This is a genomic window from Providencia zhijiangensis (assembly GCF_030315915.2).
Taxonomy (GTDB): Bacteria; Pseudomonadota; Gammaproteobacteria; order Enterobacterales; family Enterobacteriaceae; genus Providencia; species Providencia zhijiangensis.
On the sequence record NZ_CP135990.1, the window covers coordinates 1,171,659 to 1,194,183 of the forward strand.

At 43.5% G+C, this 22,525-nt stretch carries 17 protein-coding genes; 9 read left to right on the top strand and 8 right to left on the bottom strand.

Features of this window, described 5'->3' with window-relative positions; genetic code table 11:
• Positions 1 to 62: 62 nt before the first annotated feature.
• Positions 63 to 1,544 (bottom strand): DUF2867 domain-containing protein, encoded by a 1,482-nt coding sequence (locus tag QS795_RS05290; RefSeq protein ID WP_286272213.1) that lies wholly within the window; start codon positions 1,542 to 1,544, stop codon positions 63 to 65.
• Positions 1,545 to 1,595: 51 nt separating this feature from the next.
• Positions 1,596 to 2,495, bottom strand: coding sequence for a LysO family transporter (locus QS795_RS05295; protein WP_036951864.1), 900 nt, complete (start codon positions 2,493 to 2,495; stop codon positions 1,596 to 1,598).
• Positions 2,496 to 2,923: 428 nt separating this feature from the next.
• On the opposite strand from QS795_RS05295, the gene QS795_RS05300 reads away from it, so the two are divergent.
• The 7 genes from QS795_RS05300 to QS795_RS05330 all read left to right on the top strand — a co-directional run bounded on the left by QS795_RS05300 (position 2,924) and on the right by QS795_RS05330 (position 12,303).
• Positions 2,924 to 4,588: a DUF2813 domain-containing protein gene (locus tag QS795_RS05300; protein WP_154638967.1), complete on the top strand. Its 1,665-nt coding sequence runs from the start codon at positions 2,924 to 2,926 to the stop codon at positions 4,586 to 4,588.
• A gap of 108 nt (positions 4,589 to 4,696) precedes the next feature.
• Entirely contained in the window at positions 4,697 to 5,806 is a 1,110-nt protein-coding gene (gene macA, locus QS795_RS05305) for a macrolide transporter subunit MacA (protein WP_154604324.1), read from the top strand.
• Positions 5,807 to 5,808: 2 nt separating this feature from the next.
• On the top strand, positions 5,809 to 7,752 hold the full coding sequence (gene macB / locus QS795_RS05310) for a macrolide ABC transporter ATP-binding protein/permease MacB (protein ID WP_154604453.1): 1,944 nt from the start codon (positions 5,809 to 5,811) through the stop codon (positions 7,750 to 7,752).
• Between the two features lie 462 nt (positions 7,753 to 8,214).
• Complete coding sequence (locus QS795_RS05315) at positions 8,215 to 9,561, top strand: purine-cytosine permease family protein (protein WP_318626994.1); 1,347 nt, start codon at positions 8,215 to 8,217, stop codon at positions 9,559 to 9,561.
• Between the two features lie 10 nt (positions 9,562 to 9,571).
• Complete coding sequence (locus QS795_RS05320) at positions 9,572 to 10,405, top strand: nitrilase-related carbon-nitrogen hydrolase (protein WP_154604322.1); 834 nt, start codon at positions 9,572 to 9,574, stop codon at positions 10,403 to 10,405.
• Entirely contained in the window at positions 10,402 to 11,148 is a 747-nt protein-coding gene (locus tag QS795_RS05325) for an IclR family transcriptional regulator (protein WP_154604321.1), read from the top strand. The genes QS795_RS05320 and QS795_RS05325 overlap by 4 nt, the downstream gene beginning before the upstream one ends.
• A gap of 222 nt (positions 11,149 to 11,370) precedes the next feature.
• Positions 11,371 to 12,303, top strand: coding sequence for a DUF1177 domain-containing protein (locus QS795_RS05330; RefSeq protein ID WP_154604320.1), 933 nt, complete (start codon positions 11,371 to 11,373; stop codon positions 12,301 to 12,303).
• A 122-nt stretch (positions 12,304 to 12,425) separates the two neighbouring features.
• Here QS795_RS05330 and cspD read toward each other — a convergent pair whose 3' ends face one another.
• Positions 12,426 to 12,659: a cold shock domain-containing protein CspD gene (cspD, locus tag QS795_RS05335; protein ID WP_154604319.1), complete on the bottom strand. Its 234-nt coding sequence runs from the start codon at positions 12,657 to 12,659 to the stop codon at positions 12,426 to 12,428.
• 409 nt (positions 12,660 to 13,068) lie between these two features.
• On the opposite strand from cspD, the gene clpS reads away from it, so the two are divergent.
• Both clpS and clpA read left to right on the top strand, forming a co-directional pair.
• Positions 13,069 to 13,389 (top strand): ATP-dependent Clp protease adapter ClpS, encoded by a 321-nt coding sequence (gene clpS, locus QS795_RS05340; RefSeq protein WP_036951847.1) that lies wholly within the window; start codon positions 13,069 to 13,071, stop codon positions 13,387 to 13,389.
• A 31-nt stretch (positions 13,390 to 13,420) separates the two neighbouring features.
• Positions 13,421 to 15,706, top strand: coding sequence for an ATP-dependent Clp protease ATP-binding subunit ClpA (gene clpA, locus QS795_RS05345; protein ID WP_154604273.1), 2,286 nt, complete (start codon positions 13,421 to 13,423; stop codon positions 15,704 to 15,706).
• A 67-nt stretch (positions 15,707 to 15,773) separates the two neighbouring features.
• Here the strand turns inward: clpA and infA are convergent, their stop codons facing one another.
• From infA to QS795_RS05370, 5 genes are all read right to left on the bottom strand, one after another.
• Positions 15,774 to 15,992: a translation initiation factor IF-1 gene (gene infA / locus QS795_RS05350; protein WP_004244560.1), complete on the bottom strand. Its 219-nt coding sequence runs from the start codon at positions 15,990 to 15,992 to the stop codon at positions 15,774 to 15,776.
• A 139-nt stretch (positions 15,993 to 16,131) separates the two neighbouring features.
• Positions 16,132 to 16,854: a leucyl/phenylalanyl-tRNA--protein transferase gene (aat, locus tag QS795_RS05355; protein WP_286272226.1), complete on the bottom strand. Its 723-nt coding sequence runs from the start codon at positions 16,852 to 16,854 to the stop codon at positions 16,132 to 16,134.
• Between the two features lie 8 nt (positions 16,855 to 16,862).
• Positions 16,863 to 18,605, bottom strand: coding sequence for a heme ABC transporter ATP-binding protein/permease CydC (gene cydC, locus QS795_RS05360; RefSeq protein WP_318626995.1), 1,743 nt, complete (start codon positions 18,603 to 18,605; stop codon positions 16,863 to 16,865).
• A 2-nt stretch (positions 18,606 to 18,607) separates the two neighbouring features.
• Positions 18,608 to 20,374 carry a heme ABC transporter permease/ATP-binding protein CydD gene (cydD, locus tag QS795_RS05365; protein WP_318626997.1) on the bottom strand — a complete coding sequence of 589 codons (1,767 nt, stop codon included), beginning with the start codon at positions 20,372 to 20,374 and terminating at the stop codon, positions 18,608 to 18,610.
• 321 nt (positions 20,375 to 20,695) lie between these two features.
• Positions 20,696 to 22,369, bottom strand: coding sequence for a DUF7057 domain-containing protein (locus QS795_RS05370; protein WP_286272231.1), 1,674 nt, complete (start codon positions 22,367 to 22,369; stop codon positions 20,696 to 20,698).
• Positions 22,370 to 22,525: the final 156 nt, after the last annotated feature.

Here is a 22,525-nt window from a genome sequence, read left to right on the forward strand (position 1 = left end):
TAATCCTGCAAGCATATTTATGCAATGTTTTATGCATAAAAATTTGGTTTTTTACGCTAAATTTATTCTGGCTTATTGGAGCTATCTTCCGCTATCGGCGCTGTCACAAGCTTTTTGTCCCATTGAATCGCCAATTCACTAATACGCTTAGCCATGCCTTTAAAGATGAACAAATGAGCTGGCATCATCGCAAACCAATAGAGTAATCCGCTGAAACCCGCTGGGTGCCACCATGCACGAACATCAATTGAACGTAGATTTCCACTATCATGAATAGTGAAAGTCAATCGACCTAAACCGGGTGCTTTCATACCAAAAAGCAAGCTAAGTTGCTTATTTGGCTCCATATTAATGACTCGCCAGCCATCAACTTCATCACCAACCTGTAAGGTGTCACGATCAGGTCTGCCATATTTGACTTTATTCAACATCATATCATCCATAATGGCGCGTGTTTTCCAAAGGATATTGGCGTAAAAATATCCTTCTTTTCCACCAATTTGCTGGACGGTATGCCAGAGCGATTCTGTGGTTGCAGTGGTACTAAAAGTAAAGCCCGCTTGTTTAGGGTAGTAGCCGTAACCCGGTCTCCAGCGTTTTCTTACCTCCGGATCGTAACCCCAATCTGAGTTATCAATGGCGCTGGCTTCTTCCGCTAATGTGGTTCTGACCGCGTCATCAAATGAAATCAGCGTTTGCGGGATAAGTTCGCGAATGAGTTTATCGTCCGCAGGCAGGTCGTGTTGTAAGCCTTGGATCAACTCTTTGGCAATCGTGGGCGGCACAGAAGTTATCAAACTAATAAAGTGCACGGAGATCATACTGACAGGGATCGGAATTGGAATTAACAAACGGCGCTTTCCAGAGACTTTAATAAAGCGTTTGAAGAGCTCTTGGTAGCTTATGTATTCAGGGCCACCCGCATCTAATACTCGGCTTTCTGTAACGGGGAGTTGGGCTAATTGCGTGAGGTAATACAGGATATTTTCAAGGGCAATTGGGGATGACTTTGAACGAACCCAACGCGGCGGCGTCAAAATGGCGAGGTTATACACCATATCCCGCATAATTTCGAAGGCCGCAGAGCCTGAACCAACGATAATGGATGCACGGATCTCAGTCACAGGAATACCACTTTCGCGCAGAATTTCCCCTGTTAAGCGTCTGGCAATTAAATGCGGGGAATAAGTATGCCCGTGTTGCAGCGCGCTGAGATAAATCACCTGCTTGACGTTAGAGCCTTGTAGTGCATTTTGTACATTGCGCGCCGCTTCACGTTCACGTTCAATAAGGTTGGCTTGATCCGCCATGCTATGAACGAGGAAGTAAACAATATCCACCTCATCCATGATATTTTTCAGGGTTTCAGGCTGGTGTAAATCCACATAGATACAGCGAGTATCTGACCAACCTTGAGACAGCATCCAGTCTACACGTCGGGCAGCAGCAGTGACTTCATGACCTTCTTCCAATAATTTAGGAATTAAATTTTGCCCAATATAGCCACTGGCGCCTAGTACTAAAACTCGTTGTTTACCCGTCATGTTAATTTCCTGTGATACCTAAATTAACGGCTATTGTGACTGAAATTCTACTTATGTAAAGAAGGCCATAAGGATTGGCGTAATTAGACTTAAAACGAAGCCATGAACGATAGCGGCGGGGACAATCGACACGCCACCACTGCGCTGCAATACCGGTAAAGTAAAGTCCATAGACGTAGAGCCACAAATGCCCAATGCAGTAGAGCGATAGCGATTAATAATTAACGGGATCAACATGATGGCAGTCAATTCGCGCAATAGATCATTAAAAAATGCGGCGCTGCCCATCACGGGGCCATAGGCATCGGTAATTAAGATACCGGTGAGTGAATACCAACCAAATCCAGAGGCGATAGCTAACCCCATTTTGATAGGAAGCCCGAGGAAAAAGGCCGCGGCAGCCCCACCAATAAGGGCGCTAACTCCCATCACTAAGGCAATAGTGGTTCCTCGGCGGTTAATTAAAATTTGTCGAATATGCATTCCACTATTACGAAGCTGTACCCCAACCAGTAACAGCAGCAACATTAGCGCCACTTGGCTGCCTTTATCCGCATAATGTAAGAATTTAAATCCAGTTAATCCCACCAAAAAGCCAATGAGCAAAACACCACACAGTTGCAAGGATTCAAACACCATTTTGATACGTGAAGGTGGCTTTTCTTGCTTGTGCTGTGGAACTTTCCACGGATCAAGTTTATCCAGCAGAATTAAAGAAAGCGCATTGAGGCCAAAAATGCAGGCGAAGAAGGTCAGGGCATAAATTAAGATGGACACTAAATGTGCGCTAAGGTTTTCAAGCAAAGCAAGGGTAATACCCATTAAAAATAAAATGACGTATACCATCGAATTTAAAGACTGATGAACTCGATGAAGCACATTTTTATTTTTTATGGGTATCAAGTAACCCAGAAACAGAGGTAAAAGAATAATCAGCAAGCCAGAATACATGTTAGTGCCCTTTTATTTCATTTTGTTTTACTGCATTAACTACACTAATTTATGCAAATATAAACTTATGCCAATATAAACAACAGATTATATTTAAATATTCATGAACATTGCTATCGAAACATGAATATATTTAGCCTGTGATGCTAAATATCACGCAGGTGATAAATATTTTTCAATGGCTGATTAACTAAAAATAGGAGAAAAATGCTGGAAAATAAAGCATAAACATCCTATATCACCAAATAAATAAGCTCAATACAGGGACATGTATCGTAACGTGTTTTTTTTGTACTATGTTGACTCGTATAGTAATTAATCGGCTTAATGAGTAAGCTTTTATTTGCGATAGTTCAGGTTGTTTCACGGATCCTTGAGCGGTCAGGATGTTACAATCAAACTCAGTTTTCGATAGCAAGGAGAGAGATATGTATCTGGAACGTGTGGAAATATACGGATTTAGAGGGATCAACCGACTTTCTTTAGAACTCAATAATAATACCGTTCTCATCGGGGAAAACTCATGGGGTAAATCCAGTTTACTCGATGCTTTAGATATTTTGCTCTCTCCCGAACATCGCGAATACCAATTCACAGCTAATGATTTTCACCATCCAACAGGGGATGATGAAACACGTTTTCGTACTTTGCAGATTGTCTTAAAGTTCTGTGAGAGTCGCCCGGGTCGCCATCATTCATATCGTTTCCAAAATCTTGCTTCTGTTTGGGTTGATAATGGAGATGACTTAAAACATATTTTATTCCGAGTGAGTGCGGAGCTAAAAGACGATAACAGTGTTGCGGTAGATAAATGCTTCTTAAATTCCGGGGGAAATAAGTTATCCCTCGATAATGTGGGTAAGTATATTAAAGAAATTGTCCGTTTATATCCCGTAATCCGCTTACGAGATGCGCGTTTCTTAAATAGTATAAACCCCGAGACGATAGTCAGCGGAAGTAACAATTTCCGTGAAAACTTTAATCATCAGATTAAAGAATTGACCATGGCGCTGGTGAATAATCCGGAACGCTTAAGTGATAATGACCTTGAAGATGGGGTGGACGCGATGCAGCAATTGCTGAGCCACTACTTTTCAGGGAAAAGTGGTCATATGGTGAAAACGGATAATCCAATGATTAGTATCGAGCCTCGTAAGCGAGGTTGGCAGGCATTGGATAATATTAACCGATTAATTGCGAAGCCGAACCAGCGTAATATTCGCCTGATTATCCTAGGGATGTTTTCGTCATTACTGCAATCTAAAGGGAATATTGAGCTGGATAAACATGCTCGCCCAATTATTATTGTGGAAGACCCTGAAACACGGTTACATCCTATTATGTTGTCTATTGCGTGGGGGCTGTTTAGCTTGTTCTCCTTGCAGCGGATCACCACAACCAATTCTGGCGATTTACTTTCCCAAGCGCCAATTGATAGCTTATGCCGCCTTGTTCGTGATACGAATAAAGTATCTGCGTATCGTTTGAACCCGCAGGATTTAAGTGCTGAAGAGCTACGTAAAATCTCTTTCCATATTCGTTTTAATCGACCTTCCGCATTATTTGCCCGTTGTTGGCTACTGGTTGAGGGTGAAACGGAAATTTGGCTAATGAGTGAATTTGCGAGGCAGTGTAATTATTTCTTCGAAACAGAAGGAATTAAGGTAATTGCCTTTGCACAAAGTGGCTTAAAACCGTTATTAAAATTTGCCAATAAAATGGGCATTGAATGGCATGTATTAACTGATGGGGATGAAGCAGGGCGAAAATATGCCGCAACAGCGACGCATTATGCCAACAAAATTAATTCGCCAGATAGAGATCGGTTAACCATGTTACCAGCACCGGATATGGAACATTTTCTGTATCGCGAAGGGTTTCAAGGTTTGTATCATGAAATTGCAGAAATTCCTGAAAATGCCCGAGTATCCACTCGCCGTGTGATTTTAAAAGCGATTGCACGGACGTCAAAACCAGACTTAGCACTGGCGACCGTAAACCGTGCCGCTGAATTAGGCCCTGAAGCAGTACCATTGGCTCTGAGAAATATGTTCTCAAGAGTCGCATGGTTGGCGCGCGGTAAGGCGTATTGATATAAATTGCAGTTAATCTTAAATCTGTTTAGTGAAGAGTGATAATTATTCAGCTATCTTATTTTCAAGAGAGGGGAGGCCCTCTGATTGAAAATAGGAATAGAGTTAATGAAGGCAGTATCAAGAAAAAAATGGATTTATGGCATATTTGTCCTACTCGCGGCGCTGGTGACCGCATGGTTTTTTCTTGGTAACCAGCAGCCAGAGAGCTACCAAACAGTTGATGTGACTCGTGGTGACCTCGATAAGCGGGTTATGGCGACGGGTAAATTAGATGCTGTGCGTAAAGTGGATGTGGGGGCGCAGGTTAGTGGCCAGCTACAAACACTGTATGTCAAAGAAGGTGATACCGTTAAAAAAGGCGATCTGCTCGCCGTTATTGATCCGCAAAAAGCGCAAAACGAAGTCACTGAATCTCAAGAAACTATTCATGAGTTAGAATCCAATTTGGCATTGGCTCAGGCTGAACTAAAGCTTTCGCAAGTGACTTACCAACGTCATTTAAGCCTATCAAAAGTGCAAGCGGTGGCTCAGCAAGAGCTGGATAAAGCCAGAACTGATGTGGAAGTGAATAAAGCGAAAGTGGCTACGTATCAGTCGCAGATTAAACGTAATCGTGCCTCTTTAGATACCGCAAAAACGAATCTGAAATACACCCAAATTACAGCACCAATGGATGGAATTGTGACGTTTATCAAGACATTACAAGGGCAAACGGTGATTGCCGCTCAAGAGGCACCAACGATTTTGACGCTAGCTGATTTGGATACGATGTTGGTTAAAGCGGAAGTTTCCGAAGCGGATGTTATCTACCTCGAACCGGGACAAAGTGCGTCTTTTACCGTGTTAGGTGCCCCAGATAAAAAATTCGCGGGAAAACTGAAAGATATCCTCCCGACCCCTGAAAAAATTAACGATGCAATTTTCTACTATGCACGTTTTGAAGTGCCAAACCCTCAACATCTTTTAAAGCTACAAATGACCGCACAGGTGGTGATTGAGCTTGAATCCCATAAAAATGTGCTGCTCCTTCCATTATTGGCGTTAGGAAACGAAGTCACTCCACAAGTCTATGAAGTGGAAGTCTTGAATGACGGGATCCCGCAAAAGAGAAACGTTGAAATTGGCAGCCGCAATGATGTCTCTGTGGAAGTGATTAGTGGGTTAAAGGAAGGGGATAAGGTCATCGTCGGTCGCAGCAGCGAGACGGAATCGTAATGATGACGACTTTACTTGAGCTGCATAACATTACGCGGCGCTATCCTGCGGGTGAACAGGAGATCACGGTACTCAAAGATGTTTCGCTGAAAATAAATGCCGGTGAAATGGTGGCGATTATTGGGGCGTCGGGATCGGGAAAATCGACGTTGATGAATATTTTGGGATGCTTGGATAAACCCTCATCAGGGGAGTATTTCGTTGCAGGTCAAAATATTGCGACATTGGATAATGACCAATTGGCACAATTACGACGTGAACATTTTGGCTTTATCTTCCAGCGTTACCATTTACTGAGCCATTTGAGTGCTGAGCAAAATGTCGAAATCCCCGCTATTTATGCGGGAGCAGGCAAGTCTCAGCGCCAGGAACGAGCGGAACAATTACTTCAGCGTTTAGGCTTAGGTGAGCGAGTCAATTATCGCCCAAGCCAATTATCGGGTGGGCAGCAACAAAGAGTCAGTATTGCTCGCGCTCTGATGAATGGTGGACAGGTTATTTTGGCGGATGAGCCGACGGGTGCGCTGGATAGCCATTCGGGGGAAGAGGTCATGAAGATCTTAAAAGATCTTTGTGCCCAAGGGCATACGGTGATCATCGTTACCCATGACCCGAAAGTCGCGCAACAAGCGGAGCGGATCGTTGAAATCAAAGATGGCGAAATCATCAATGATTCTGGTGTGCTAGCAATGAAGAAAGTGGAGTTTCCGGCAAAAGTTGCGATGAAGAAAAATCCATTAGGGCAATGGATTAGTCGATTCAGTGAAGCCTTATTAATGGCGTGGCGCGCAATGGTGGTGAATAAAATGCGCACCTTGCTGACCATGCTGGGAATTGTGATTGGGATTGCTTCAGTGGTATCCATCATGGTGATTGGTGATGCGGCCAAAGGGATGGTATTGAATGATATTAAATCGATTGGTACCAATACAATTTCGGTGTATCCCGGAAAAGATTTTGGTAGTGATGACCCAGAAAATCGACAAGCGTTGAAAGCCTCTGATATTTCAGCCATTGCTCAGCAGCCTTATGTTCAGTCGGTGACGGGTTCCATTGATACCTCTGCTCGATTACGTAAAGGTAATTTAGATGCGGTGGCTAGAGTCGCAGGAGTGGGGGTAGGTTATTTCCAAGTTTATGGTAATAAATTCGCTGAAGGGATGGGATTTACTCAGGATATGCTTGATCGGCGTGCGCCTGTGGTGGTGATTGACGGTAATACGAAACGACGCTTTTTTCCGAACAAACAGAATGTCGTGGGTGAGATATTGCTTATCGGAAATATGCCCGCGACAGTAATTGGTGTCTTAGGGGAGCAAAAATCAATTTTTGGTTCCAGCAAAAGCCTAGAAGTGTTTTTACCCGATACAACCATTAACAGTAAGCTGATTAATCGTTCTTACTATGACAGTATTGTGGTGAGAGTGAAGGATGGTATTGATGCGAAAGTCGCTGAGCAGCAACTGACCCGTTTGCTGACATTGCGTCACGGTAAGAAGGATATTTTTACCTACAACATTGATACGTTGGTCAAAACAGCGGAAAAAACCACCCAGACTATGCAGCTCTTTTTGACTTTAGTCGCTGTCATTTCGCTCGTGGTTGGGGGGATTGGTGTGATGAATATTATGTTGGTGTCTGTCACGGAAAGAACTCGTGAAATTGGTATTCGTATGGCGGTAGGCGCCCGTACGATGGATGTGATGCAGCAATTTCTTATTGAAGCCGTGTTAGTGTGCCTTATTGGTGGCTTAATGGGAATTGGCTTATCTTATGGCGTCAGTTTGATTGCTCAAATGGCGCTGCCGGGTTGGACATTTGCTTTTGATCCTATTGCACTCGTCAGTGCATTTGCGTGTTCAACGGCGATTGGGATTATTTTTGGTTTCCTACCAGCAAGGAATGCGGCGAGATTAAACCCAATTGATGCATTAGCAAGAGAGTAATTTATCAATTCGTGATTATTTGAAAAGTTGTAGAGGGGATCTCTACAACTTTTTTCTCACCAAATACGCAATTTATTAAATAAAATAATCGGTGAATGGTTGTTTAGGTCGAATATTTTGTGCGATTAACTGCAATGAAAAGATAATTTACTCCATATTGGTGTGTCTAAATCAGAATTATCTATAGCTGATAACTCATTTTATGAAGTTTCTCTAATCAAATGCGGGATTTTTAACCTATTAATTTACAGCTTATTTTGTTTTTACTTCCTCCTATTTCTCCTCCTATTTAAATAACCGATAATAAAAAAGCTATCAAAAAGGTAAATTCTACTTGCGATTTGGTACCGATCGTGGATATTATTCGTCTTGTAGAATAAATGAAACCTAGTTCCACTAAATGGAACTTTAGCGAAAAGCCAAAAATCACAAGTAAAGACTCATACACAGCAGGCATAAAAAATGGCAAATAAAGCAGGTGAAGATTATTCTCTGACGCGGGTACCGCAAAGTGCTCGTCGACTGTTTTATGAAGTGTTGATCCTCCGTATCGGTTCACTCGCTTGCGTTTCGCAAGTGATGCTAGGTGCAGCGCTTGGTTATGGATTAACGTTTTGGCAGGCGTTTTGGGCCACAATGCTCGGTTCTGTAATTTTACAGGTCGTCAGTTGGGGGCTCGGAGCGGCAGCTTGCCGTGAAGGAATGTCAATCAGTCTACTGTCTCGGTGGTCTGGTTTTGGAAAACTAGGATCCGCATTAATTGGAGGAGCCATTGCTATCTCCTTAATGGGTTGGTTCGGTGTCCAAAATGGTTTCTTCGCGGATGGTATGTATAAAGCGACTAACGTGCTAACACCAGGGACCTGGTCGCTTATTACAGGCATTGCGGTGACAATTATTACGGTATATGGGTATCGCTTTTTATCTATTACCGCGAATATTTCAACACCGCTATTTTTATTCGCACTAGGTTGGGCAACTTATAATTTATTATCGGGACAGGACATTAGTTTATTAATTAATGCCACTGAACCTGCCGGGCCTTTAATGACAATGCCAGCTGCAATTACGATGGTTGCGGGTGGTTTTATTATCTCTGCTGTAACAACACCAGACATCAGCCGCTTTATGCATAAGCCGAAAGATGTGTTCTGGATGACATTGATTGGAACATTCTGTGGCGAGCTTTTCGTCAACATGATTGCGGTATTAATGGCTTTAGCATTACGTACAAGCCAAGTTTTTGATTTGATGATGGCGTTAACTGGGTTGCTAGGTGCATCGATTGTTATCTTCTCAACAATTAAAATGAATGATATCAATCTCTACTCTTCATCACTCGGCTTCTCCACACTGTTGAACGCTATTTTTAATAAGCGTTTTGACCGCCGTTATTTAACATGGATTATTGGTATTTTTGGTACCGTGGCTTCCATGTTAGGTATCTTAGATAACTTTATTAGTTTCTTAATTTATCTTGGTATTTCGATTCCGCCTGTCGCGGGTATTATGGTTGTTGATTATTACTTGTTAAAACGTGACAGAAAAGAGCTGGATATCACCCGAGAACAAGGCATTTTACCAACTCGCTGTGAAGCGTATAACCCTGTGACTTTAGTTGCATGGTGTTGTGCGGTTGTCGTCGGTTGGGGCACCTCTGCTCTGGGGCCTTTTGGTGCAGATATTGGCGTTCCAGCGTTGAACTCTTTACTGGTTGGTGCAGTGGCTTATTGGGTTGGTATGCGCTTATTAGCGGCATTCCGAGGCGAGAAAGGCACTCACTTCCGCCAAGTTTCTCATTTAGATTGAGGACAGATAGATGACCGATAACCAAGTGAAAGTAGCTCTGGCTCAGTTTGATTCTGAACTAGGGAATAAAATAGGTAACTTGCAGCGTATGGCGCAACTGTGCGAGCAGGCGGCATCTCAAGGCGCTAAGTTAATCTGTTTCCCAGAGCTGTCGACAACGGGTTATCGGGGCGATCTACTCTCCACTCAGTTATGGGATCTTAGTGATTTTGATGGCAGTGAAACATACTGCCTATTTAGCCAATTAGCTTCCCGTCTAGATATCACAATTGTGGCGGGATTTGCTGAGCGCGGTGAACGTCTTGGTGAAGTATATAACTCTGTAGGCGTTTGGAATCCGGGTTGTGAGAATATCAGCGGCGTATTTCGTAAAGTACATGCGTTTGGTATTGAAAAGCAGTGGTTCAAAAGCGGGGATACTTTCCCCGTGTTTGATACGCCAATCGGCAAAATTGGTGTGATGATTTGCTACGACATGGGCTTCCCTGAAGTGGCGCGGATCCTCACTCTGCAAGGCGCTGAATTGCTAATTGCACCTTCTGCGTGGTGTATTCAAGACCGAGATATGTGGAATATCAATACAGCGTGTCGTGCTTTAGAGAATGGCACGCATCTTCTAGCGGTGAATCGCTGGGGGCATGAAGAAGATTTACACCTATTTGGTGGCAGTAAAATTATGGGCCCGCGTGGGCAAGTTTTGTGTGAGGCATCTTGCGAACAAGAACAGTTGTTAGTTGGTGAGATTGATTTTCGTCTTCAGGCGCATACGCGTTTAAATGTGCCTTATTTAAGGGATAGAAAGCCTCTGGATTATGGCTTGCTGGTGCAGGAAACTCAGGTATGAGTATTTTAACAAGTGTTGTCGACGTGTATCGCTTATTTTTACGCTCAGGTAATGAGTTAACGGTAACCACGTTGGTCAATGAATTATCGATGCCGAAAAGCTCTGCTTCACGTCTGTTAAAGCAGATGGCAGAACTTGGGTTGCTCGAAAAGAAAAATAACGCGCCGATTTATCGTCCAGGTTTGTTGATTATGGAGATTGCCCACCGAGCTCGTGGCATGAACCATTTAATTGATATGGCGTTAGAAGCGTTAGACAGTTTGACGAAAGATACTGGGTTTACCAGTTATGTCTCTGCGTTAGATGAAGACAAAGTCCGTGTTGTTCATGCCAGAATTGGTAACAGTATGCTGCAAGTGATTACGCAGCCTGGAACGCGTTTACCTATTGGCGGTACATCAACGGGGCGCGCATTATTAGCACGATTGCCGATAAGTGAGCGCATAAACTTAATTAATTTAGAGCCTGAAGAGTCTCGAGCCAGTTTAAATGAGCGCATTAGCGTGATCAATGAACGCGGTTGGGAGTTTTCAGTCAATGAGTCAGTTGCCGGTGTCGCTTCTGTATCCAGTACAGTATATGACCCTTCACAAAATACATTATATGCGTTGTGTTTGAGTCTCCCAGAGTCACAAATGACCGATGAGATTATCGTGCAGCTGTCCCAAGATCTTTACCGTAAGGCTTCTTACCTAGGATGTATGGTTGGGGACCCTTACTGGTTAGAGCGTAGTACCAAGTAGTCAAAAAACCTTGTGATATAAAGCAGTATCAGCAGTAAAAGTTCAGTAATGAGTAGTTGCAGTAAATAATAATTAAATACCATTCAAAGTGCGTGAATACGCCTTCATCAGGAAATATACCCTTTGTCTTTAGTTAAGGGGTATTCAGAGTAAGCGGGTGCTCCTTTGGTGCCCGTTTACTCTAAAACTCTAAAAAAAATAATTAGAATTAAAGGAAGTACAATGACTCTAAAGCAAACTTTGTGCGTTTATGAGCTGCTCGATTGTGCGAATGTTAGTGGGCATGATGTTGTTCAGTTGTTCCAGGATTTCCCCGCAGTTCAAGTCATTTCAACGACTGTTGTCGATCAAAAAGGCCAAAGCGATTTCGTCAGAATCACCATTCCAGGCATACAAGGCAAGTCCCAAGGTAAGAATGCACCAACGCTAGGGATCATCGGGCGTTTAGGTGGTTTGGGTGCAAGACCTTCGCGCATTGGGGTTGTTTCTGATGCGGATGGCGCAATTGCTGCCATCACAACGGGATTAAAGTTGGCTCAAATGCAGCAAAGAGGGGACGCATTACAAGGGGATGTGATCATTACAACGCATATCTGCCCAAACGCGCCAACTCGTCCTCATACGCCAGTCGATTTTATGGATTCACCCCTTGAAGACGCTACGATGAATCTTCATGAAGGGATCCCAGAAGCGGATGCCATTTTATCGGTGGATACCACCAAAGGAAATCGCTTAATTAACCATAAAGGTTATGCGCTATCACCGACGGTTAAATCGGGATATATCCTACCTGTTTCTGAGGATCTATTGCGTTTAATGGAGTGGAGTAGCGGACAAAATGCGGTGACTTTCCCGTTATCTATCCAAGATATCACGCCTTATGGCAATGGGCTTCATCACCTCAATAGTATTATGCAGCCAGCGGTTTCAACAACAGTTCCGGTTGTTGGTGTCGCCATTTGCACTGAAACTGTTGTGCCGGGTTGCTCAACGGGAGCTAGCCATGAAGTGGACATTGCCGCGACTGTGAAATTCATGATTGAAGTCGCAAAAGCTTTCGGCGAAGGCCAATGCGCGTTCTATGATGAAGAGCAATATCAGCTATTAACTGAATTGTATGGTGATATGCATCATTTGCAGGCAACGGATGAGTAATAATATTTGTTGCAGACTGTCTTAATTTAGAGTGTTATTAACCTAAAATATCGCTAATTTGAAATAGCCACAGTTAATTATTTACCCCTTAAAAATAATTAACTGTGCTCTATTACCCTAACTTATTCTGCTTTTGCTTCACTACTTTCGATAATTGGAATAATGGCGGTAGCATGAGCGCCTTTAGGACCATCAATCATAAGCGTGTAGTTGACCTTTTGACCCGCTTTGAGAGTCCGGTAACCATCCATTTGGATTGTGGAATAATGTGCAAATACATCATCTCCGCCATCTTCTGGACAAATAAAACCAAAACCTTTGGCATTATTGAACCACTTAACCGTACCTGTATTCATATTTCCGTCCTTCAAGTTTGCTACTGACTGTTTATATACATGCATAAAATACACATGCAAACTAGGTATAAATACGAAGTTAATCGCGCGCATTTTATACTGTATTGAATAGGGATATCTGGTCAAGAGTCGGATTTTGGCTTTTTGAATAAACTGAAAATAATCCGATGAGCGTTTTTCGTGAATTTTTAAATTATTTGATGTTCGTCACAAAATTCAGGTGCTATAAGTTAGTCATCAGCCCATGGTACACTGAGATAAATTGAGAATTCAGTACCAAAATGAAGATAAAATATTTTTAATGGCTTAGCTTTATTGAATTGTTATTTAGTGAATAGATATCATTGATAATAAAGGCTATGCTTAAATTGAATTTCCACACTGAGTAATACGACTGAGCACGAAAGTAATGAGTGATTTTCTGGGCACATTTAAAACTGACACAATTTTTAAAGATGAAGTTGAAAAGACGCTGCAACCACCATCGATGTATAAAGTACTGTTAAATAATGATGATTATACGCCGATGGATTTTGTTGTTGAGGTGTTACAAAAATACTTTTCTTTTGATGAAGAACGCGCTACACAGATAATGTTAGATGTGCATTTTCAAGGTAAAGGTATTTGCGGTGTTTATACTGCTGAAGTTGCAGAAACTAAAGCCGCCCAAGTCAATGCTTTTGCAAGGGAACATGAATATCCTTTATTGTGTACTATAGAGAAAGTCTGAAGAGTCTTAATATCAATTTTGGGAGGTGCTTATGCTCAATCAAGAATTGGAGCTTAGTCTAAATGTTGCTTTTACCAGAGCGAAAGACAATCGCCATGAATTTATGACTGTGGAGCACCTATTGCTGGCATTATTGAGCAATATCTCTGCGCGTGAAGCTTTAGAGGCTTGTAAGGTCGACTTGGTTGCCTTGAGACAAGAACTCGAGCATTTTATTGCCCAAACCACGCCGCTATTGCCTGAGAATGATACGCGAGACACTCAACCGACTTTGAGTTTCCAGCGCGTACTGCAACGTGCTGTTTTTCATGTTCAATCATCAGGGCGCAGCGAAGTGACTGGCGCGAATGTGCTAGTGGCGATTTTTAGCGAACAAGAATCCCAAGCGGCTTATTTATTACGTAAGCATGATGTTAGCCGCCTCGATGTGGTTAATTATATTTCCCACGGTACCATTAAAGGTGAAGATTCTTCTTCATCGGAGGATGATGCCGCAAACAATACACCACCAAGTGAAGAGCAGCCAGTCTCAGAAGACCATATGGACAACTTCACCACCAATCTGAACCAACAGGCCAAGAAAGGGAATATCGACCCGCTGGTGGGACGTCAGGCTGAATTAGAGCGTACCATTCAAGTGTTGTGCCGTCGCCGTAAGAATAACCCACTATTGGTTGGGGAATCCGGCGTAGGTAAAACGGCGATTGCTGAGGGTTTAGCGTGGCGTATTGAGCAAAATGATGTGCCTGAAGTGATGAAAGATTGCACAATCTACTCACTGGATATCGGCTCATTGTTGGCTGGCACTAAATATCGTGGTGATTTTGAAAAACGTTTTAAAGCGCTGCTGAAAATGTTGGAAAAAGATCCGAAAAGCATTCTGTTTATCGATGAGATTCACACAATTATTGGTGCTGGTGCGGCATCGGGTGGACAGGTAGACGCCGCAAACTTGATTAAGCCGCTGTTATCAAGTGGTCGTATCCGTGTGATTGGTTCCACGACCTATCAAGAATTCAGCAATATCTTTGAGAAAGATAGAGCGTTGGCTCGACGTTTCCAAAAAATTGATATTGTGGAACCTACCCCTGAAGAAACCGTGCGTATCATTAATGGATTGAAACCGAAATATGAGTCTCACCATGATGTGCGCTACACCGCGAAAGCTATTCAGGCTGCAGTGGATTTATCGGTGAAATACATTACCGACCGCCATCTGCCGGATAAAGCCATTGATGTTATCGATGAAGCGGGAGCAAGAACCCGTTTAGTGGCGCCAAGTAAACGTAAGAAAACCATCGGTGTACCTGAAATCGAAACCGTGGTGGCGCGTATTGCGCGTATTCCAGAAAAAACCGTTTCCTCGAGCGATAAAGATCGTTTGAGAACCTTAGACTCACGCCTGAAGATGTTAGTCTTTGGACAAGATAAAGCGATTGAGGCACTGTCTGAGGCGATTAAAATGAATCGCGCAGGCTTAGGGTTAGATCATAAGCCCGTCGGCTCCTTCTTGTTTGCAGGGCCAACAGGCGTGGGTAAAACGGAAGTCACCGTGCAGCTGGCAAAAGCGTTAGATGTGAAACTGCTGCGCTTTGATATGTCTGAATATATGGAACGCCATACGGTTAGCCGACTGATTGGTGCACCTCCGGGGTATGTTGGTTTTGACCAAGGTGGATTGCTGACCGATGCCGTCATTAAGCATCCGCATTCCGTCGTGCTATTGGACGAAATTGAAAAAGCGCACCCAGATGTGTTTAACATTCTTCTGCAAGTAATGGATCACGGTACGCTAACGGATAATAACGGTCGCAAAGCAGACTTCCGTAATGTGATTGTGGTCATGACCACCAACGCAGGGGTGCAAGAAACTCAGCGCCGCTCGATTGGTTTTGCAGAGCAAGATAATAGTACGGATGCGATGTCTGAAATTAAAAAGACATTTTCACCGGAGTTCCGTAACCGTCTTGATGGCATTATTTGGTTTAATGCGCTGTCGATGGATATCATCACGCAAGTGGTGGATAAATTCATTGTTGAGCTGCAAGCACAGTTGGATGAGAAGGGTGTTTCGATTGAGGTAAGCCAAGCGGCTCGTCGTTGGTTGTGTGAGAAAGGGTATGACAAAGCAATGGGTGCCCGACCTATGGCGCGTGTCATTCAGGATAACCTGAAGAAACCATTGGCAAATGAACTGTTATTTGGTTCGTTAACGAATGGCGGCTCGGTGAGTATCGGGCTTGATGAAAAGAGTCACACACTGACATACAGCTTCAGTAGCGTACACAAGGCCTCTCCAGAGGATGCTGTAATCTGACAATAACTAGTACCACAGGTGTCTTAGGCACCTGTGGTCTTGTCAGGCCTTGCCTGAAAATCGAAAATCAGCGGCTACGGAAAATGATGCGGCCTTTGCTCAGGTCGTAAGGAGTTAACTCTACAGTTACCTTGTCGCCTGTCAGAATGCGGATGTAGTTTTTACGCATTTTACCAGAGATGTGCGCAGTCACGACGTGACCGTTTTCCAGTTCAACGCGGAACATTGTATTTGGCAGGGTATCCAAAACCGTTCCCTGCATTTCAATATTATCTTCTTTGGCCATCTAATCCTCTAAGTCTAATAACCGTGATTTTTTACGGGCAAGATAATGCCCAAAAACCCACACTAAGTAAAGAAGTGTCGCATTTTAAAGCGATCTTTCTTTAAAATAGTTGGGGATAAAATTACTGTATTGCCACTTTCTATCGCTTAAAAAGTGGTGATTTTTCAAATGATTGAGGTAAATCAATTGACTGTGGTAACCAGCATGCTGGGTCAATCCGCAGGTCACGCCACCGATAAAGAATATGCAGAAAATCCCTGCGGGAGATCTCCGTCGCGCCAAGTGAAGCGGTGTGGTGGTTAAGTACCTGACAATCAAAAAGTTGCCCATTATAGCGCAAAAAATGAAAATAGAATGTAATAAAAGCACATTTGGACGCATCATTCATTCTACTGAACATTGACTCCCCACAAAACAGGTGTCCCATGTTCACGCCATACAAACCGCCCACCAGCTGATCACCATGCCACGCCTCAATAGAGTGGGCGAGTCCCTCTTGGTGTAGTGCGAGATAACCCGCTTGTACAGAGGGCAGGATCCACGTGCCTTCTTTGCGTACAGCACAAGCCGCTATCACCTCTTTGAACGCATGATTTATGGTAATGTGATAAGGATATTTTTTTAATGTTTTGATCATGGAACGGCTGATATGCAAGTCGCCCACTCTCAAGACGGCTCGCGGATCGGGTGACCACCATAAAGGCACTTCACCGGGGTTAAACCACGGAAAAATGCCATCGTAGTATGCGGCTTGTAAGCGGCGAGATGATAAATCACCGCCGATCGCCAGTAACCCATTAGGTTCCCGCATCGCTTCAGACACGGGCGGGAACAGGTATGAATCATCGTCTAATTGGTACATGGTGCACCTCAGCGAGTTTGCTGAACCAAATGACGTTGACGGAATTGATAATAACGACCTTGCTCAGCTAACAATTGCGAGTGTGAGCCTTGTTCGATAATTTCGCCATTATCCATCACACAAATGGTATCCATCTGCTCTAAACCTTGCATACGATGGGTGATTACCAGCAGGGTTTTATCGGCACATTTTTGCTTGAGCAGGCTGAGAATTTGCTGTTCAGTGTGGGCATCTAACCCTTCTGTTGGCTCATCCATTAATACCAGCGGCGTATTGTGCAGAAGGGCGCGAGCGATACCTAAGCGGCGCTGCTCTCCTCCTGATAATTGACGACCGCCTTCACCCATCCATGCGTTTAATTTTAGCTGATTATCCAACAAATTATCTAAGCCAACTTGAGTCAGTACATCGCAAAGTTGCTCATCTGAGGCTTGTTCGTTGGCTAACAATAAATTGTTGCGCAGGGTATCGCTGAATACATGGACGCGTTGAGGAACCACGGACATCACGCCACGTAGCGCTTCTTCGCTGTAAGCTTGGATTGGCAGACCATTAATCGATATAACACCACTGTCCACATCCCAAGCGCGGGTGAGCAATTGCAGCAGCGTTGATTTACCGCAGCCCGTTTTTCCTAATAACGCGATGTGCTCGCCTTGTTTGATTGACAAAGTGACATTTTTTAGTACGGCGAAAGGCTGTTCTGGATAAGTGAACGTGACGTGATCAATGATTAAATTTTCTAGCGATTTTAGTTCATTACCTTGATTGACAAAGTTCACTTCCGGTTTCGCATGCATTAACTGAGAGACGCGGGTAGCCGATGCAATCACTTGCCCCATGTGTTGGAATGCGACGGCAACAGGCCCTAAAGCCTCAAACGAAGCTAATGCACAGAACACAAATAAGGCAATCAGCGCACCGGGTTGTGTGTTTCCGCCAACATGTTCAGCAGCCATCCATAGAAGCAAGGTTGCGGTAAGTCCTGATGCACACAGAATGATGGCTTGAGATAAACCTGTCAGTGCCGCTTGCTGCTGCTGGCGACCTTGCCATGAATTTTCGATGCTTGATAAGTGTTGACGAAAACGTTGAGTCGCGCCAAATAAGGCTAATTCGGCTTGGCCTTGTAATGCGGAAGTTAATACAGTGCGGTAATTTCCACGTAATTCAGTAAGCTCACGTCCAATCGGTTTACCGGCACGATAAAATACAAATGGCATCGTAAACAGCAGGAACAGCATGACGCCGCCTAATGTCCATGCAAGGCGAGGGTCAAGGAAGCTTAAACCAATGATCAGGACAAATGTGACAAAGAAAGCACTGACAATCGGCGAGAGAACACGCAAGTAAAGATGGTCTAGGGTCTCGACATCCGCCACCAGTCGATTTAATAGATCCCCTTGGCGGAAACGGCTGATCCCACCGGGAGATAGCGGTAACACCTTGCTGAAGGCGAACACGCGCAGATGGGCTAAGACTTTGAATGTCGCATCGTGGCTGACTAAGCGCTCGGCGTAACGTCCTGCGGTACGGAAAATAGCCGCACCACGAACCCCAGCCGCAGGCAGCATATAGTTAAAGAAAAAGATCCCCGGTGCACCCACGATAGCCGCACCGGCTAAGAACCATCCCGATAACGTGAGAAGGCCAATACTGGAAAGCAGCGTGACGATCGCCAGAATGATCCCTAAGGAAATCAAAAACCAATGACGGCGATAGAGGGCTAAGAAGGGGAGTAATACTTTCATTTTCAAAGCTCCTCTTGGCGATGAGCGAGTAATTGGGCAAAGGCACCTTCAGACTGGCTCAGTTGTTGGTAGTCACCACGCTGGATAATTTTCCCGTTAGACATCACCCAAATTTGGTCGTAATCCATGGTTTCTTCAAGTAAATGGGTCACTAATAACGTGGTTTGCTGCTCAGATAATTGATTCAATGTTTCCATCACGCGTTGCTCGCTGTGCGCATCTAAGCTGGCAGCTGGCTCATCTAATAGCAATAAGCGAGAAGGTTTTAAGAGTACGCGAGCGACAGCGACACGTTGGGCTTGCCCAACAGAAAGACGTGCGGCGAAATCACCTAAGCGGGTATTTAACCCATCCGGTAAGTTGGGCAGAAATTCCGCCACATAGGCTTTTTCGATAGCAGATTGAATTTCTGATTCAGTCGCATCGGGTTTACCTAGGCAAATATTTTCTTGCAACGTTTGTTCAGGCAAATGCGGGTTTTGCCCAACCCAGCCAACCAAAGCACGCCATTGTTCAGGGCATAATTGATTGAGCTCATTGCCATTAATAGTAATGGAGCCGCGATAAGGCAGGAAGCCAAGTAATAAGTTTAATAGGGAGCTTTTACCTGCACCACTTTGACCAACTAAGGCAATGCGTTGCTGCGGTTCAATGGTGAAATCGAGAGGACCTGCGAGGATAGTGCCATCATGGGAAAGAACTTCCAGTTGTTTGGCTTCAATGCGAATAGGTTGCTCATCAATCACCTTGTCGCCTTGTGGTAATTGTTCGTCACCTTGGCTTTCGAGTAAGGTCACCAGCGATTCCGCGGCGCCTACTGCTTGGGCTTTTGCGTGATAGTAAGTGCCTAGGTCGCGCAGAGGTTGGAAAAATTCCGGGGATAAAATCAGCGCAAGGAAACCTGCAAATAGTGTGACAGGTAGACCATAACTACCGAAACTTAACTCTCCAAGATAAGAGAATCCGAAATAAACAGCGACCACCGCAATGGAGATTGACGCGAAAAATTCTAAGACTCCCGACGATAAAAATGCCATACGCAGCACTTCCATGGTGCGAGAACGGAAGTCTTCAGTGGATTCACGAATTTGGGTGACTTCTGCTTTGCCACGGAAGAACAGGCGTAGGGTGTCTAATCCACGTAAACGGTCGAGGAAACTGCCACTCAAACGGCTTAAAGCAAGGAAGTTACGGCGGTTAGCATCGGCAGCACCCAGCCCAACCAGTGCCATGAAAATCGGAATTAACGGTGCGGTTGCAAATAAAATCAGCGCAGCTGCCCAGTTAAAAGGGAAGATGGCAATCAAGATCATGATTGGGATGATGGTGGCTAAATACATTTGCGGAAGATAGCGAGAATAGTAATCTTGCATATCTTCAATTTGCTCAAGAATAATCGTCGCCCAGCTTCCTGCTGGCTTACCTTTGACCCAAACAGGGCCTAATTCTTGCAGTTTATCTAACACCATGCCGCGGACTTGCTGTCTGACAACTTGTCCACAACGGTAGCCAGCGCGTTCACGAAGATAATGAACAACACCGCGTAAAATAAAGACACTAATTAATAACGCAAAGTCGGTGAGGAGTTGCTCGCGTGGAATACTCTCCATCATGAGTGCTTGTAGGATCACAGCGAGGAACCAAGCCTGCGCAATAATTAATAAACCGCTGACTATGCCTAATAGCATAGAAATTCGGAGCCAACGCTTAGCAGGAGCGCTGTGTTGCTTTAACCAACGCACCAATTCAGTCTGTCTTGATTTATCCATAATGATTTAGTTAGCAGGTGTAGTTTTCATGTTATTGAGTGCAGTTAAGATAGTTGACTTTGTCATCAAATCTAACCGAATTTTTGCCTATCATAACAGCTTCCATTCGATATGTTACATAATAAAAGCTAGTTATTTGAATAGAATAATTTTTGTTATCAATATGTTTTATAAAGGTAAATTATATTAAGCGTAATATAATTAAATTTGAACGAAGAGAGGATGTTACCGTTATTACAAAGAAAAAATAAGGTGGCTTAATTTATAATTGTTAAGCCACCTGCATTTTAGGTTGAAATAATTTTGGGGGAATTTCGTGTGTTATTCAGGAACAATTTGCAACCAGGTTTTTGGTTTCAATATAAACTGGTTGTTAAGTAGCTTATCCCATGCTGTTTTTTTGGATGGCATATCGTCGAATACCTCTCGTTGCGTATCGACTAATTTCCATGTGTTATCCATGGACTGCCAAATAGTACATTCATAATCAAGGGACTCGGGAATGGAGTAGCACATCACCACTTCGTTTGTTCCATCGTGGTTTGCATCGGCCATAAATCCAAGACATTCATAATTGCTGTAATAATTGGTGCAATTCCATGCATCGCGGATCCCGTCTTCCATATCAAACCAGTTTTGTGGCAATGGCTGGCTGCCTTTGGCGATGATAAGAACCTCTTTAAGCGGTTTAGGGACATCAGAGTAAGCGCCAACTTTGAGCTGTGCTTTCGTTTCAGGATCTTGCTCCAATTTTGCTAACGCTTCTTTTCCCCGCACTCCTAACTTCTCTAAGTCATAAGACAAATCGTAGTTAATTTTAATTTTGCCTTTCTCAACGGCCGCCATAATGCTGTTGACCGCAATACGTTGGAAATCACCAATAGGGCTGTTAATAACTAAGATAGTGGCGATTAAACCAAGAATAGCGACCTTATTGATAGCGCCGAGGGAGAATGCCCAGCGGTGTCGCTTTATAATGATTGCGATACTATAAGCTAAAATAATCAGGGTTAAGAATAGTGCAATAGTAAATGCATATAGCCTACTTACACTCCAGCTATATTGGCTAACACGAACGAAAATACCGTACAGAGAAAGTGCAGAAAATGCATTTAATAGAACGATGCTGATTAATACAAAGCCATTGATAATCGATTTAAATTGGAATTGTGTTGTGCCATCGCCATAAAGGGCATTAATAAAGATAATATTTAAAATCACAAAGCAGAGCATGGTGCCAGAACCCAGCTCTGAAGCCGTGTAATGCACACCAGTTAATATGGAAACCGCCAATCCGGCTAAGAAAATTACGGCGATTAAACTGAGTAAAGGCAGGAAAAACTGCGAGAAATATTTGGCGATGTTGTTCAGTTGCATCACCAATTTAGAACGCAAAAAGAGCAAGCTGGTATTAAAACCAACTAAAAAGGCCACCCAAAGGACAATGTAGTGACCAAGAAATTGGCTGAGTGTTGACAGATTGACAATGCCGAATAAAAAGCTGGCTTGTTTGACTATCAGGGCTAATAAGCCCCCAATGGCACAGGCGAAAAGACCAAATAAGGTGTTGCGGAAATAGTGCCCAACTAAGCAGCTGTAATTAGCTTTCCAAGTTCCTGTAGCCTGACGGTTTTGCATCCAAGGTAATATAAAAAAAATCAGGACAGTGAGCGTTGTAATCGAGAGGAATGCGTCATTGTTATCAGAAGTACCAATATCAAGGCTTTGCCAAGTATTGATCCAAAAAACAAGTACAACCGTTAGGATAATATTGAGATAAAACACGGCTTGCTTGGCATTGGTAATAAGAAAGCTGATAACCGAAGGGACAAAAATAGCCAATATTATGGGTAAATAAGCCCATGTAGGGCTTAATGGGATTTCTATGGAATAATCAAGAGTCGCAGTGATGACAATTCCTTGAATAACCGATAGCAAGATAACAATAAAATATGCCAGCTTATTAATGGGCTCTTTTTGCGTTTGAGGCTCCATGTCACTTCCTTATTTGAATGAACAAGATAATTAAATGAGTATAGGCATGGGATAAAAAGAGCAAAATAAACTTGCTCCTAATTCAGGAGGGAATAGCGCTTTATTTTTGAAACAGGAATAAATAAAAAGCCCCATTCTATTTCGCTGCGAACTTAA